General features: G+C 60.2%; 11 protein-coding genes. All 11 read left to right on the forward strand.

The features are described from left to right. Nucleotides 1-5: 5 nt before the first annotated feature. The 11 genes from OJ965_RS09435 to OJ965_RS09485 all read left to right on the forward strand — a co-directional run bounded on the left by OJ965_RS09435 (nucleotide 6) and on the right by OJ965_RS09485 (nucleotide 14966). Nucleotides 6-1031 (forward strand): ABC transporter permease, encoded by a 1026-nt coding sequence (locus tag OJ965_RS09435; RefSeq protein ID WP_181161923.1) that lies wholly within the window; start codon nucleotides 6-8, stop codon nucleotides 1029-1031. A gap of 452 nt (nucleotides 1032-1483) precedes the next feature. Continuing rightward, a complete protein-coding gene (gene nac, locus OJ965_RS09440) occupies nucleotides 1484-2401 on the forward strand; it encodes a nitrogen assimilation transcriptional regulator NAC (RefSeq protein WP_009089395.1) in 918 nt (305 codons plus the stop codon). 905 nt (nucleotides 2402-3306) lie between these two features. Then, nucleotides 3307-4266 carry an HTH-type transcriptional regulator Cbl gene (gene cbl / locus OJ965_RS09445; protein ID WP_009089396.1) on the forward strand — a complete coding sequence of 320 codons (960 nt, stop codon included), beginning with the start codon at nucleotides 3307-3309 and terminating at the stop codon, nucleotides 4264-4266. Between the two features lie 160 nt (nucleotides 4267-4426). After that, nucleotides 4427-5884: an NAD-dependent succinate-semialdehyde dehydrogenase gene (locus OJ965_RS09450; protein WP_265138975.1), complete on the forward strand. Its 1458-nt coding sequence runs from the start codon at nucleotides 4427-4429 to the stop codon at nucleotides 5882-5884. A gap of 446 nt (nucleotides 5885-6330) precedes the next feature. Next, entirely contained in the window at nucleotides 6331-7800 is a 1470-nt protein-coding gene (locus OJ965_RS09455) for an aldehyde dehydrogenase family protein (protein WP_265138977.1), read from the forward strand. A gap of 28 nt (nucleotides 7801-7828) precedes the next feature. After that, nucleotides 7829-8497 carry a haloacid dehalogenase type II gene (locus tag OJ965_RS09460; RefSeq protein ID WP_046102145.1) on the forward strand — a complete coding sequence of 223 codons (669 nt, stop codon included), beginning with the start codon at nucleotides 7829-7831 and terminating at the stop codon, nucleotides 8495-8497. A 9-nt stretch (nucleotides 8498-8506) separates the two neighbouring features. Further along, nucleotides 8507-9784: an NAD(P)/FAD-dependent oxidoreductase gene (locus tag OJ965_RS09465; protein ID WP_265138982.1), complete on the forward strand. Its 1278-nt coding sequence runs from the start codon at nucleotides 8507-8509 to the stop codon at nucleotides 9782-9784. 81 nt (nucleotides 9785-9865) lie between these two features. After that, a complete protein-coding gene (locus OJ965_RS09470) occupies nucleotides 9866-11473 on the forward strand; it encodes an ABC transporter substrate-binding protein (protein ID WP_265138983.1) in 1608 nt (535 codons plus the stop codon). Nucleotides 11474-11500: 27 nt separating this feature from the next. Further along, nucleotides 11501-12457: an ABC transporter permease gene (locus OJ965_RS09475; RefSeq protein ID WP_046102143.1), complete on the forward strand. Its 957-nt coding sequence runs from the start codon at nucleotides 11501-11503 to the stop codon at nucleotides 12455-12457. Then, nucleotides 12454-13305: an ABC transporter permease gene (locus tag OJ965_RS09480; RefSeq protein WP_265138985.1), complete on the forward strand. Its 852-nt coding sequence runs from the start codon at nucleotides 12454-12456 to the stop codon at nucleotides 13303-13305. Before OJ965_RS09475 ends, OJ965_RS09480 begins: the two co-directional genes overlap by 4 nt. Continuing rightward, a complete protein-coding gene (locus tag OJ965_RS09485) occupies nucleotides 13302-14966 on the forward strand; it encodes an ABC transporter ATP-binding protein (protein WP_140028939.1) in 1665 nt (554 codons plus the stop codon). The genes OJ965_RS09480 and OJ965_RS09485 overlap by 4 nt, the downstream gene beginning before the upstream one ends. Nucleotides 14967-14980: the final 14 nt, after the last annotated feature.

Consider the following 14980-nt stretch of genomic DNA (forward strand, 5'->3'; position numbering starts at 1 on the left):
GCAATATGAAAGTTACTGCCACCCCGGCAGCCCCGCAGCAACCCTCTTTTTTTGCCAGTCTGCGTCATAAGCTGCCGAAAGATACCGGCATTTTTGTGGTGATGGTGGGGATTGCACTGATTTTTGAAATGTTCGGCTGGTATGTGCGTGACCAGTCTTTCCTGCTCAACACCAATCGCCTGATCCTGATTGTGCTGCAGGTGGCGATTATCGGGATTATCGCCGTCGGCGTGACCCAGGTCATCATTACGACCGGTATCGATCTCTCCTCCGGTTCCGTGATCGCCCTGGCGGCGGTGGTGGCTGCAAGTCTGGCGCAGACCTCCGACAGTCTCTCACCGATGTTTCCGTCACTGGTCAATATGCCCGCGGTCATCCCGGTTGCTGCCGGTATCGGGGTCGGGCTGCTGGCAGGGCTGGTCAACGGGGTGCTGATTACCCGCACCGGTATTCCGCCCTTTATCGCCACGCTGGGTATGATGGTGTCGGCTCGCGGCCTGGCGCAGTACTACACTCAGGGCAATCCGATCAGCTTCCTCTCTGACGGCTTTACCGCCATAGGCCAGGGCGCCATGCCGGTCGTGATTTTCCTGGCGGTCGCGCTGCTGTTCCATATCGCCCTGAAACATACCCGCTACGGCAAATATGTGTATGCCATCGGCGGCAACATGACCTCGGCGAAAGTCTCCGGGATCAACGTTAATAAATATCTGATCATTGTCTACACCATTGCGGGGGCCCTGTCGGGTCTGGCTGGTGTGGTTCTGGCGGCGCGCGTCAGCAGCGGTCAGTCAAGCATGGGCATGTCCTACGAGCTGGATGCCATTGCCGCAGCCGTTATCGGTGGCAGCAGTCTGATGGGCGGCGTCGGGCGTATCACAGGTACATTGATTGGTGCGGTGATCCTCGGCCTGATTAAAAGCGGATTCACCTTCGTAGGTGTCGATGCCTACATTCAGGACATTATTAAAGGGATCATTATCGTGGCCGCCGTCTCTATCGATATGCATCGCAACCGCAAAAAACGCTGACCGGCAACCGTTGCCCTCTTTAGCGACAGGGAGAGGGCAGCGCCTGCTGTTTATCCATCACGGCGCTTCATGATAAGAAATCCCGCTGATAGCGGTTACATCGTTTTCAGGCCGGTTAAGCCGCGAGGCAGGCCAGACAGGCATTCAGCCGATGTCATGCTCTTTCACTGCACTAAAACTGTACAACCCGTCATCACTTTTCTGCACACCCGCCTCGCAGCAAATGCACTGTCACAGTGCGTCCGGGCGGTCTGGCTTCCCGGCTCAGCCATTCCCGATCCTTATTAACCCCTAAGAGGTAATCAGAAACGCTTATTTTCCGGGCCGTTAGGAAAAATCCCGAGCCTGGTCAGGGAGCGAGATTTAAACCTGGCCTGCATCTTGCAAAATCCCTCTCATCAGGCGAAGGACGCAGATCCTATTCGCTATTCAGGGCTAGTGACGGAGGCAAGATGAATTTAAGACGACTGAAATACTTTGTGAAAATCGTCGATATCGGCAGTCTGACGCAGGCAGCGGAAGTGCTGCATATCGCCCAGCCTGCACTCAGTCAGCAGGTCGCCACGCTGGAGAATGAACTGGATCAGCAGTTACTGATCCGCACCAAGCGGGGCGTCACGCCGACAGAGGCCGGTAAGATTCTCTACGGTCATGCGCGCACCATTCTGCGCCAGTGTGAGCAGGCCCAGACGGCGGTCATCAATGCCGGTCAGATCCTCAGTGGTCAGGTTTCAATTGGTCTGGCACCAGGCACAGCAGCCTCTTCGCTGACGATGCCGCTGCTGCAGACCGTTCGCGATCAGTTTCCTGAAGTCCTGGTCTACCTGCACGAAAACAGCGGTAGCGTACTGAATGAGAAAGTGATGTCCGGTCAGCTGGATATGGCGGTGCTCTACGACCGCGCGCCCACAGCCGGGATCAACAGCATGCCGCTGATGAAAGAGGATCTCTATCTGGTGGGCGCCACCGACTGCCCGGGTGCCAGTGTCGATCTGGCGGATGTGGCCCAGATGAGCCTGTTCCTGCCGCGCGACTACAGTGCGGTGCGTAAGCGGGTTGATGAGGCGTTTTCCCTGCGTCGCCTGAGCGCCCGCATTATCGGTGAGATTGAATCGATTTCTACCCTGACCGCCGCCATTTCCAGCGGCATGGGCGTAACTGTATTACCGGAATCCGCCGCCCGTTCGCTGGTGGGGTCGACGGATGCCTGGATGGCGCGCATCAACAGTCCCTCACTCAGTCTGCCGCTGTCGCTGAACATCTCCGCGCGGTTGCCGCTGTCACCTTCCGCACAGGCAGTGAAAAATATCCTGCTGTCGCTGCTGAACACGCCGCTGAACGAGGAGCGGGAGCTGATGTTAGTGAGTTAATGGTGGGGGGATTTTGCCTGCCAGGCGGTGGGTTGACTCTGAGAAAGTTTCGCCCGCCAGGCGTGAGGGAGTTTCAGGTTGCCCGTGCAGGCGGACGCGTCAAGGGGCGGACGCCCGCCCCTTAACAATCCCGGCGTCCGGCAGCCTCCGCGCCCCGCGTTGCGGGGTGCCTTCGTCACGCCCTGCGGCCGACGGACCGTCCGGACTCGCCATCCCTGGCTCGTGCCGTCCTTTCGCCGACGTCCTGTCGGCTCATCCTGGCCTCCGGTTGCTCCTCAGCGCGTCGGATGCCTCTCCCACACTCCCGCCTTTGAAATCTTATGTTTTCCGGGATGCAGAGCTATCTGCTGGCCTGAAAGCGAAAAACGCCTACGCAATTCTCACCGCAATAAGAGAGCCACATAAAAAAAGAAGAGATAACAGCGGGGAGGGAGGCCGTCTGAGCCGCTGAGCGGATGAGGGATTTCAGGACGAGCGACAGGGATGTCGCGAAGAGGCGGGTTCGCGCCAGGGATGGCGCGTCCTGCCGGTCCGTGAGAAATCCGGAAGAAGCGAAGGGACCGCGAAGCGGCGGTGAGGCAGGCCGGAGCCCGGGGTCAAGGGGGCGCGGCGACTGGCGCCCCCTTGTCGGTCGCCTGCAGAGGCGAAACTGAAACTGCCCGGTTTACCCGGCGAACGAAACCCTCTCATAGCCCGTTTGCTGCAAGCTCTCCCAGCGCCCCCACCACGCAGCGAACCCCCTTAAAGCCCGGCCTGCCAGGCCAATCTTCTCAGCCCGTTCACGCAACGAACAACCCCACCCCTTTATTCCCTAAATTCATAAAGCCAAATTTTTTAGTATTTCCCGTTATCAATAATAGTTCTTACCATCACAGAATCAGATTATGTAAAGGGAGGTAAATACCGTGAATTTCCAGCAGCTTAAAATTATACGCGAGGCGGCCCGCTGTGAATTTAATTTAACGGAAGTCGCTAACACGCTCTTTACCTCCCAGTCGGGTGTGAGTCGTCATATCCGGGATCTGGAAGATGAACTTGGCGTGGAGATCTTTATCCGCCGCGGTAAACGTCTGCTGGGGATGACCGAGCCGGGTAAAGCGCTGCTGACCATTGCCGAACGCATCCTGGATGAGGCGGGCAAAGTCCGCCGCCTGGCCGATGTGTTTACCAATGAAACCAGCGGTATCCTCACGATCGCCACCACTCATACTCAGGCGCGCTACAGCCTGCCGAAGATCATCAAAGCGTTTCGCCAGCTCTATCCGAATGTCCGGCTGGAACTCAATCAGGGCTCCCCGCAGGAGATTGTATCGATGCTGCTGGCGGGGGAGGCGGATGTCGGCATCGCCAGTGAGATGCTTGTCAACAACAGCAGCCTGGCGGCCTTTCCCTGGTTCAGCTGGCACCACGCCTTACTGGTGCCGAAAGGGCATGAGCTGGTACAGAACCAGCCCGTTTCGCTGAGCACCCTCAGCCGCCATCCCCTTATTACCTACCGGCAGGGCATTACCGGCCGTTCCCGGGTGGATCGCGCCTTCCAGAGCGCCGGTCTGAAACCGGACATCGTACTCAGCGCTCAGGACTCCGACGTGGTGAAAACCTACGTTAAGCTCGGATTAGGCGTCGGGATTCTGGCCGACCAGGCGTGTGAAACCGAAGAGAGTGAAGAGCTGGTGCGCATTGATGCCACCCATCTGTTCGATGCCAGTACCGTGTGGCTAGGCCTGAAGCGCGGTCAGCTGCAACGCAACTATGTCTGGCAGTTTCTGGAACTCTGCAACGCCAACCTGTCACTGGAGGAGATCAAGCGTCAGGCGCTCTCGTACAGCAGCGACGACGAGCCGGTTATCGACTTCCAGATTTAATCACTCCGCGCATCCGGCCGGATGCGCCGGGTTTCCCCCACGGCATAAAATTTCGAAAGCCTGCTTAAAACCTCTTCGCCAGCCTCTCTCTTACCCTGAAACAACATCCTGCGCTGACCGGGCGCGATAAAGTGGAAGCAGCTCACTAAAGGGGGATGTTATGTCGCAACTTCAACTCAACGACAGCGATCTGCTGCGCCAGCAGGCGCTGTTTGCCGGATGCTGGCAGGATGCGCAGCAGGGGGCCACGCTGCCGGTTACCAATCCCGCTACGGGTGAAACGCTGGCGATAATCCCGGCGCTGGGATACGCCGAAACGGAGCAGGCCATTGCTTATGCGGAAACGGTACGCATCAGCTGGGGCAGGACACCCAATGCCAGCCGTGCCGCGCTGCTGGAGAAGTGGCATCAGCTGATTATTGAGAATGCCGATGACCTGGCAATCATCATGACAGCCGAACAGGGTAAACCGCTGGCAGAAGCAAGAGGTGAAGTGCTGTACGGGGCCAGCTTTGTGAAATGGTTCGCCGAAGAGGCGCGCCGCATTTATGGCGATACCATTCCCGCGCCCAGCGAGGACCGCCGCATTCTGGTGCTGAAACAGCCGGTCGGCGTGGCCGCCGCGATTACACCGTGGAATTTCCCGATTGCGATGATCACCCGCAAGGTAGCGCCTGCGCTGGCGGCTGGCTGTCCGATCATCGTCAAACCTTCAGAACTGACGCCGCTCTCCGCGCTGGCGCTGGCCGTGCTGGCAGAGCGCGCCGGTTTTCCATCCGGGGTTTTGCAGGTAGTAACCGGCCTGCCCACGGAGATTGGCGCGGCCCTGACCGGGAGCCGCACGGTGCGCAAAATCTCCTTTACCGGCTCTACCCGGATCGGGCAGTTACTGATGCAGCAGAGCGCCGACAGCATCAAACGCCTGAGTCTGGAGCTGGGCGGAAACGCACCGCTGATTGTCTTTGAGGATGCCGATATTGAGGTTGCGGTGGCCGGGGTCATGCTCAGCAAATTTCGCAACGCCGGACAGACCTGCGTCTGCGCCAACCGCATTCTGGTGCAGCGCAGCATCTATGCGCGCTTTACCGCACGACTACTGGAGGCGGTCGCCACGCTGAAAGTCGGCGATGGTTTTGCGCCTGACAGCACCATCGGCCCGCTGATCAATGAGCGCGCGGTGGAAAAAGTGAATGGTCATATTGATGATGCGCTGAGCCAGGGCGCAACCCTGCTGACCGGCGGCATCAGCCAGGGCAACGGTACCTTTGTACAGCCTACGGTTCTGGGGGAGGTGACCGCCTCGATGCGCATCGCACATGAGGAGACCTTTGGCCCGGTCGCGCCACTGTTTATTTTTGACAGTGAAGAGGAGGCGATCGCCATGGCGAATAACACGCCCTATGGTCTGGGTGCCTACTTCTTTACCGAGAACATCCGGCGGGCGTGGCGGGTCGCGGAAGCGCTGGAGTTCGGGATGGTCGGCTTCAATACCGGTGCGATCTCCCTGGAAGTGGCCCCCTTTGGCGGGGTGAAACTCTCCGGCATTGGCCGGGAAGGATCACGTTACGGCATTGACGAATATCTGGAACAAAAAACGTTTCATATCGGCAGTCTGTGAATAAAGAGTAATTAAACGCCAGCCGGGTCATCCGGCTGGCGTTTTTTTTGGCGGCGATTCCGGATAATTTTTTTCGGCGTCAACGTATCGGGTTTAAAACATAAGAAATGATCCGGGATGTGAAGCGCGTCAGTAAACCGGCGGCGCAGGCTTCAGTTAATCACCCGCCTTGCCCGGAATATCCGCTTTGGTGCAATTTCCGTGCAGGCTGCACCAGCAGAGCGCAGGATTTTTGTGAAGTAAATCATCTGTTTAATTGTTCGGCAATTCCGCAAAAAATCATCCGGCAATACGGCAGAAAATTTTTTTGCGCTGTTTTAAACGCATTTTTATTTTTTGCCCGGCTGGCATACTTTCTGCATTAGCTTATTACCCGCGCAGAAATCGGCGGCTGAAAAAACTAATTAACCAGCAACTGATGGGTGTAACAAATAAGGAATTATTCCATGTTAAGTTTCGACCCTGAAAACGTTTCTCTTCCGGCTGGCCATTATATTGGCGGCCAGCACGTGCAAGGCCAGGGCGCCCTGTCTGAGGTTAAACGCCCCTCAGACGGCCGGGTCTATGCGCAGCTACGGGACGCCACGCCAGAAGATGTCGATCACGCCGTGACCGTGGCGCATCAGGCGCTGAAAACCAGCGGCTGGTCAGGCTGCGCGCCACGGGAACGTGGCCGGGTTCTGCGCCGCTGGGCAGATCTGATTGAGCAGGATCCCCTGCTGGCCCAGCTGGAAGCGCTGGGGTCGACCCGACCCATCAGCGACGTGGTGCAGCACGAAATCCCTTTCACGGCCGAAGCGATTCGCTTCTATGCCGAATGCGCCGACAAATACAGCGGCGATCTCTTTCCCACCCGCGACAGCAGCCTCGGCATGCTGATCGCTGAACCCTATGGCGTGATTGGCGCGATTACCCCGTGGAATTTCCCGTTGTCGATGGCGTCGTGGAAATGCGGTCCGGCGCTGGCGGCGGGCAATGCGGTGGTGCTCAAGCCGTCTGAACTGACGCCGTTCTCCACCGTGCGCATGGCCGAACTGGCGATTCAGGCGGGCTTACCGGCCGGGGTGCTGAACATCGTGCAGGGCAGTGGGGCGGTCACCGGCAGTGCGCTGGTGAAACACCCGCTGGTGCGCAAAGTCTCGTTTACCGGCTCGACGCAGACCGGTGCCCGCATCATGAGCGACGCGGCACAGTTCGGCATGAAACCGGTCACGCTGGAGCTGGGAGGCAAAAGTCCGCAACTGGTCTTTGATGATGCAGGCGACATTGAGGTGCTGGCCCAGCGCATTCTGCGCGGCTTCACCGCTAACGGCGGTCAGGCCTGTGTGGCAGGCACCCGCCTGATTGTGCAGCGCAACATCGCCGAACCGCTGGTTGAGCGGCTGGCGCAGCTCTGCCGGGAAGTGAAACCGGGCGTCACCTGGCAGGAGAGCAGCCGCTACGCACCGCTGATTGATGCGCGCCAGGGCAACAAAGTCAGCTCGGTCATTGAGGCGGCGAAAGCGCAGGGCGCCGAGGTGATTGTCGGCGGCGCGCGTTTTGCCGACACCGACGAGGGCTGGTTCTGGCAGCCTACGCTGCTCAGCCACGTCACCCAGGATAACCCGGCGGTACAGCAGGAGATCTTTGGCCCGGTGCTGACGGTGCAGACCTTTGATGATGAAGAGCAGGGACTGGCGATGGCGGCACATGCGATCTACGGCCTCTGTGCCGGGGTGCACACGCTGAGCCTGCCGCGTGCGCTGCGCGCCATGCGCGCCATTGACGCCGGCACCGTCTGGATCAACCGCTATGGCCGCTCCGGCGACTTCATCATCCCCACCGGCGGCTTTCTCGGCTCCGGCATTGGCAAAGATTTAGGGCGTCAGGCGTTTCAGGCCTGCCAGCGCCAGAAGAGCGTTCTTATCGATTTCTAAGCACAACTGACGACTATGAGGGTGTGACATGGCTCTGTTTAAACCGAAATTTATCACGTTCGACTGTTACGGCACGCTGATTCGCTTCGATATGGCCGGCGCCGCGCAGCGCTGTTTCAGCGACCGCGTCGACCCGGCCGACATGGACGCCTTTACCCGGGATTTTTCAGCCTACCGGCTGGATGAAGTGCTGGGCGCATGGAAACCCTACTACGACGTGGTCAGCAATGCGATTCAGCGCACCTGTAAAAAATGGGGTGTTCGCTGGGAGAAAGCCGACAGCGACTTTATCTACACCGACTGCGCGAGCTGGGGCCCGCATCCCGACGTGCCGGCCGGTCTGGCGAAAGTCGCCGAAGCGTTTCCGCTGGTGCTGCTCACCAACTCAATGAAAGATCTGATCCCGCATCATATTCCGCGTCTGGGCGCGCCCATTCACATGACCATTACGGCGGAAGAGGCGGGTGCCTACAAACCGCAGATGAAGGGCTTCGAGTACATGCTGGATAAGCTCGGCTGCGGCCCGGAGGAGATCCTGCACGTCTCCTCCAGTTTCCGCTATGACCTGATGACCGCACACGATCTCGGCATCAAAAACAAAGTCTGGGTCAATCGCGGCCATGAGCCGGCAAATCCCTACTACGGGTACACCGAAATCAACGACATCGGCGGCCTGCCTGGCGTCGTCGGACTCTGAGGAACCCCCATGAAACTGGAATCGTTCTGGCAGGCCACGGCTCCCGCCTTTACCGGTGCCGCCCGCGAACCGCTGCCGGCCCATGCTGACGTGGTGGTGATCGGCGGCGGCTTCACCGGCGTCTCGGCGGCGCTCAGTCTGGCGCGCAGCGGGATCAGCGTTGTGCTGCTGGAGAGTGGCGAGGTCATGAGCCAGGCGTCGGCGCGCAATGGTGGCCACTGCAACACCGGTGTGGCGCAGAACTTCGCCGCGCTGGTGGCCAGTCAGGGCCTGGAGCAGGCCAGCCGCTTCTACCGGGCGTTTGACGATGCCGTGAGCTATGTGCGGCAGCTGATCCAGGACGAAGCGATCGACTGCGACTTCCGGCTGTGCGGCAAGCTCAAGCTCGCCAGCAAAGCGTCACATATGGCCGGGTTGCGGGAGGCTTATGAACTGATGCGCCGCACCGTTGACCCGGAGATCGCCCTGCTCGACAAAACGGCGGTGCGTGACGAGATCGCCAGCGATGACTTTCACGGTGGCCTGCTGCAGCAGCGTGGCGGTCAGATGCACATGGGCAAGTTTGGAGTCGGTCTGGCCGAAGCGGCCGCCCGTAGCGGCGCAAAAATTTTCCCCCATCACGCCGTGACGAAATTAGAGCGGCTGAAGGGATATCAGCACCGGGTCCACACCGCGCAGGGCTCGCTGCTGGCGGATAAGGTGCTGATGGCGACCGGCTGCTCCAACGTCGGTCCCTTTCCCTGGTTTCAGCGCCGCATCGTGCCGGTCGGCAGCTTTATTGTGGTGACGGAAGCGCTGGACCCGGCGCTGCTGCAACAGGTGCTGCCGCAGGACCGCACCTACGTCACCTCCCTGAACATCGGCAACTACTTCCGCACCACCGCCGATCGCCGGCTGGTGTTTGGCGGGCGCGCCCGGTTTGCGGTCAGCAATCCCACCTCGGACTCCCGCAGTGGCGAGATCCTGCGCCGGGCGATGACGCAGATGCTGCCCCAGCTCGGCCAGGCGCAGGTGGACTACTGCTGGGGCGGCATGGTCGATATGACGGCCGACCGTCTGCCTCACGCCGGTGAACAGGATGGCGTTTTCTACTCGCTGGGCTACAGCGGTCACGGCACCCAGATGTCGGTCTGGATGGGGCGGGTCATGGCCGACCTGCTGGCTGAAAAAGCGACGAACAATCCCTGGCAGCGTGAGACATGGCCCGCGCTGCCCGGTTATCACGGTAAGCCATGGTTTTTACCGCTCGCAGGACTCTATTACAAAGCAAAGGATCGCCTTTCATAACCCCCGTCGGAGGCTGGCTGCCAGGTTGCCAGCACCGTCAGAAAATGATCCCCGGTTCGCCTGACTATTGAGGGTACAGAGATGAGTAAATTTGATAATAACGACGCTGATGCGGTAAATCCGGCACTGACGCGCATGATCACTGAAGGCACACTGTCACGCCGCAGCCTGATGAAAATCCTCTCCGCGGGTGCGGTGATGAGCAGCGGCCTGATCGGTTTTTCCGGGGCAGCACAGGCGGATGATAAGCCCGTGAAGGGCGGTAAACTGCGCGCGGCGATGTCGAATGCGTCGGCCACCGACACACTCGACCCGGCCAAAAGTAACAACAGCGCCGACTATACCCGCCAGTTTATGTTTTACAGCGGCCTGACCGAGCTGGATAAAAATCTGATGGTGCAACCGGCCCTGGCGGAATCGGTGGAGTCGGGCGATGGCGTCACCTGGCATATTAAGCTGCGCAAGGGCGTGACCTTCCATGACGGCAAACCGCTGACCGCCAAAGATGTCATCTACTCACTCAGCCGCCACAAAGATCCGGCTATCGCCTCCATCGCTTTCAAGCTGGCCGACCAGTTCAAAACCTTCACCGCGGTCAATGACAATGAGGTGCTGCTGGAGCTGAACAGCGCCAACTTCGATGTCCCTTACATGCTGGCCACGCCGCCGTTTTTAATCGTGCAGGATGGCACCAAAGATTTCAGCAAAGGGATCGGCACCGGGCCGTTCATCTGCAAAGCCTTTATGCCCGGCGTGCGCGCCATCGGCATGAAAAATCCCAACTATTACAAGCCGGGCCTGCCGCACCTGGATGAGGTGGAGCTGATAGGCGTCACCGACGGTGCCGCGCGCGTCAATGCGCTGATGTCGGGCGATCTGCAGATCGTCGCGGCCATGACCGCCGCCGACTGCAAGCGCATCAAAGCCAGCAGCGACTTCGGCGTGCTGGAGAGTAAATCGGGGATGTACACCAACCTGATTATTCGCACCGACGTGAAGCCGGGAAGCAACGAAGATTTTGTGCTGGCGATGAAATATCTGCAGCCGCGCGAAATGCTGGTGAAAACGGTCCTGCAGGGCTACGGCGACGTCAGTAATGACACCCCGGTGCCACCGTGGCATCCGCTCTACAACGCCGATCTGAAACCGCGCCCGCTGGATGTGGAAAAGGCGAAATTCCACATCAAAAAAGCCGGGATGGCCGGGTCAACGGTGGAGATCGTAACCACGCCCAACATTGAAGGGGCAACCGAAGGCGGTCAGATGATCCAGCAGATTGCGCGCGGGGCCGGGCTCAACATCAAAGTGCGACGTGTGCCGTATGACGGCTACTGGTCGTCGCACTGGACTAAAGATCCCGTGGGATATGGCTCGATAAACCCGCGTCCGACGCTCGACATGCTCTTCTCACAGTTTTATCTCTCTACCGCGCCGAGCAACGAGTCGGGCTGGAAGAATCCGCAGTTTGACCAGCTGGTCGTGGCGGCACGGGGGGAACGCGATCAGGCGAAGCGCAAGCAGATGTATGGCGACATGCAGACGCTGATCTACGACCACTGCGGCACCCTCATCCCGACCTTTATCAGCTCCACCGATGGCTACAGCAAAAAGGTCAAAGGGGTGGAAGCCTGGCCGTCGGGCATGATGATGGGGTATCGCTTCCATGAGTTTGCCTGGCTGACCGCCTGATCCGGAACCTGAGTAAGGAGAACGCCGATGAACCGATATATGCTGTTCCTGATTGCCCGGCGAACCGGTGCCGGCATCCTGACGTTGCTTATCGTCTCGGCGGTGGTGTTTTTCATCACCAGCCTGCTGCCGGGTGACGCGGCGCAGATGATCCTCGGGCAGAACGCCACGCCGGAGACGGTGGCGGCGTTACGGCAGCAGCTGGGGCTGGACCAGCCTTTGCTGATGCGTTACGTCCACTGGCTGACAGGCATGCTGCAGGGCGATTTCGGCACCTCGTTTGCCAGCCATCTGCCGGTCGCACAGCTGGTGGCCCAGCGCATTCCGGCGACGTTTGAACTGGCGGGTATTACCACGCTGATCTGCGTGCCGCTGGCGCTGCTCATCGGCATCATCGCGGCGATGAATCGCGGGTCACGGCTCGATCGGGCGCTGGTTATCGGCACTATGGCGACGGTCGCCGTCCCGGAGTTTCTGGTGGCGACGGTCGCGGTGCTGATTTTTGCCGTCAGGCTGCACTGGGTGTCGGCGATGTCGTTCGGCAGCCCGGACAGCGACCTGCTGAGTTACCTCAAAGCCTATGCGCTGCCGGTGCTGACGCTCTGCTGTGTGCTGGTGGCGCAGATGGCCCGGATGACGCGGGCGGCGATCATCAATCAGCTCGACAGCCCCTATCTGGAGATGGCGCGGCTGAAAGGGGTGTCACCGCTCAGAGCCGTGCTGCGTCACGCCCTGCCTAACGCGGTTGGCCCGATTGCCAACGCGATTTCACTCAGCCTCTCCTATCTGTTTGGCGGGGTGATCATCATCGAAACCATCTTCAGCTATCCCGGCCTGGCCAGTCAGCTGGTGGATGCCGTCAGCAACCGCGATCTGCCGGTGGTGCAGCTCTGCGTCATGCTGTTCGCCGCCTGCTATCTGGTGCTGCTGCTGCTGGCCGACATCCTGACTATCGCCTTTAACCCGAAATGGAGAAGCGCATGAATACTTTTCTGCTGCCCTGGCGTTTCTTACAGTCACTCTCCTGGTCTGGCCGGATGGGACTGCTGATCTCCCTGTTCTGGCTGCTGATGGCGCTGTTCGGCACCGCGCTGGCCCCGCACAGCATCGACGATATCGGCGGCGGGCCGCTGATGGGCGGGCTGACGGCGGACAACCTGCTGGGCACCGACTATCTTGGCCGCGACATGCTGAGCCGCATTCTCTATGGCGCGAAGTTCTCAATCGGCCTGGCGCTGAGCGCGGCGTTGCTGGCCAGCCTGGTCGGCACGCTGCTGGCGCTGCTGGCGGCGGTCACGGGACGCTGGCTGGAGGAGTTACTGGGCCGTATCAACGATGCGCTGCTGGTGCTGCCGGGAAAAGTGCTGTCGCTGATGATCGTCGCCGTCTTTGGCTCGTCGCTGCCGATGCTGATCCTGACGGCGGTCTTTACCTACTGGCCGGGCGCATTCCGTATCGCCTTTGCCATGGCCAGTTCGCTGCGCAGCATGGACTACGTCCGCGCCTCACGGCTGCGGGGCGAAAGCCGCTGGCATATCGCCATTCACGACATATTGCCTAACATGGTGCACCCGATGCTGACCGACTTTGGCCTGCGCTTTGTTTACATCGTGCTGCTGCTCAGTGGCCTGAGCTTTCTCGGCCTGGGCGTGCAGCCACCCTATGCCGACTGGGGCACGCTGGTGCGTGAAAACATGCAGGGGCTGTTTGACGGCTCACCGGCGGTGCTGATGCCCGCGCTGGCCATTGCCAGCCTGACCATTGGCGCCAACCTGTTTATCGACAGCCTGCAGGCGATGCGTCCGCTGACGCTGGCGAAGGAGGGAGCATGAACGTGACACCCCATACGGCCATGCCGGTGATTTCGGTCGATAAACTGCGCGTCACCGCGCAGACCGATCGCGGCGAAGAGATCGACCTGGTTTCCGACATTCACTTTACCGTGCAGAAGGGCGAGGTGCTGGCACTGATTGGCGAGTCCGGCTCGGGTAAAACCACCATCGCGATGGCCCTGATGGGCTACGCCCGCAGCGGCTGCCGGATTGCCGGGGGCAATATTCACGTCGCCGGCACCGACGTCAGCAGCCTGACGCCAGGCCAGCTGCGCGCCTTTCGCGGTAATAAAGTGGCTTATATCGCTCAGAGCGCCGCCGCGTCGTTTAATCCGGGCATGAAAATCCTCGATCAGGTGATTGAGCCGGTAGTCATTCACGGCACCCTGACCCGCAAAGCGGCGCGGGAAAAAGCGATTGGCCTGTTCCGTGAGCTGGCACTGCCTAATCCGGAGAACATCGGTGACCGCTATCCGCATCAGGTGTCAGGCGGTCAGCTGCAGCGTCTGATGACGGCGATGGCGCTGATTGGCGACCCGGACGTGGTGATTCTGGATGAACCCACCACCGCACTGGATGTGACTACCCAGGTCGAGGTGCTGAAAGCCTTTCGCCGGGTAGTGGTGCAGCGCGGCGTCACCGCCATTTACGTCAGTCACGATCTGGCCGTCGTGGCGCAGATGGCCGATCGGATTCTGGTGCTGCTGCGCGGCAAAATGGCGGAATATGGCACGACCGCACATCTGATTGGCGCGCCACAGGCGGAGTACACCCGCCTGCTGATGGATGCGGCGCGCCAGAAAGAGCGGCCCAGCAGCTGGTGTCCGGCGGCGGCCGATATTCAGCCGCTGCTGGAAGTGCGCGATCTCTGCGCCGGTTATGGCCCGCGCGACAGGGAGGGCCACCCGAAGGTGCGCATCCTGGAAGACGTCAACCTCAGGCTATGGAAAGGGCAGGCGATTGGCATTATCGGGGAGTCCGGCTCGGGCAAAACCACGCTGGCGCACGCCATCGCCGGGCTCAACGCCCCGAGTCACGGTCACATCCTGTTTAACGGTCACTATATCGCGGGCGATATGCAGAAACGCCCTGACAACGAGCTGCGACGCATTCAGTATGTGTTCCAGATGGCGGATACCGCCCTGAATCCGGCTCACAGCGTTGAGCGCATTCTGTCGCGTCCGCTGACGCTGTTTCATGGTCTGAGCGGTGCGGCCCGTCAGCAGCGGCTCAATCAGCTGCTGGATCTGGTGCAGCTGCCGCGCAGCGTGCTGGGACGGCGTCCCTGGGCGCTGTCGGGCGGCCAGAAGCAGCGCGTTAATCTGGCGCGCGCGCTGGCGGCTGAGCCCGATCTGATTCTGTGTGATGAGGTCACCTCGGCGCTGGATACCGTGGTGGCGGCCGCCGTACTCGACCTCATCAGTGAACTGCGCCGGGAGCTGGGCCTCTCCGTAATCTTCATCAGCCACGACATGCATGCGGTGCGCGCCGTGTGCGACGAGATTGTGGTGATGAAAAGCGGGCGCATCGTGACCCAGCTGGCCCGCAGCGACTACGACAAGCCTACCAGCGAGCTCTACTTTGAGCGGCTGAAACGCGCTGTACCAGAGCTGCGTCAGGGCTGGCTGGATGAGCATGAAGAGATTTTAAAAGCAGAGTAGGTGGCCGCTGGCGT

Source organism: Pantoea anthophila, assembly GCF_026104315.1.
GTDB classification, from domain to species: domain Bacteria; phylum Pseudomonadota; class Gammaproteobacteria; order Enterobacterales; family Enterobacteriaceae; genus Pantoea; species Pantoea anthophila.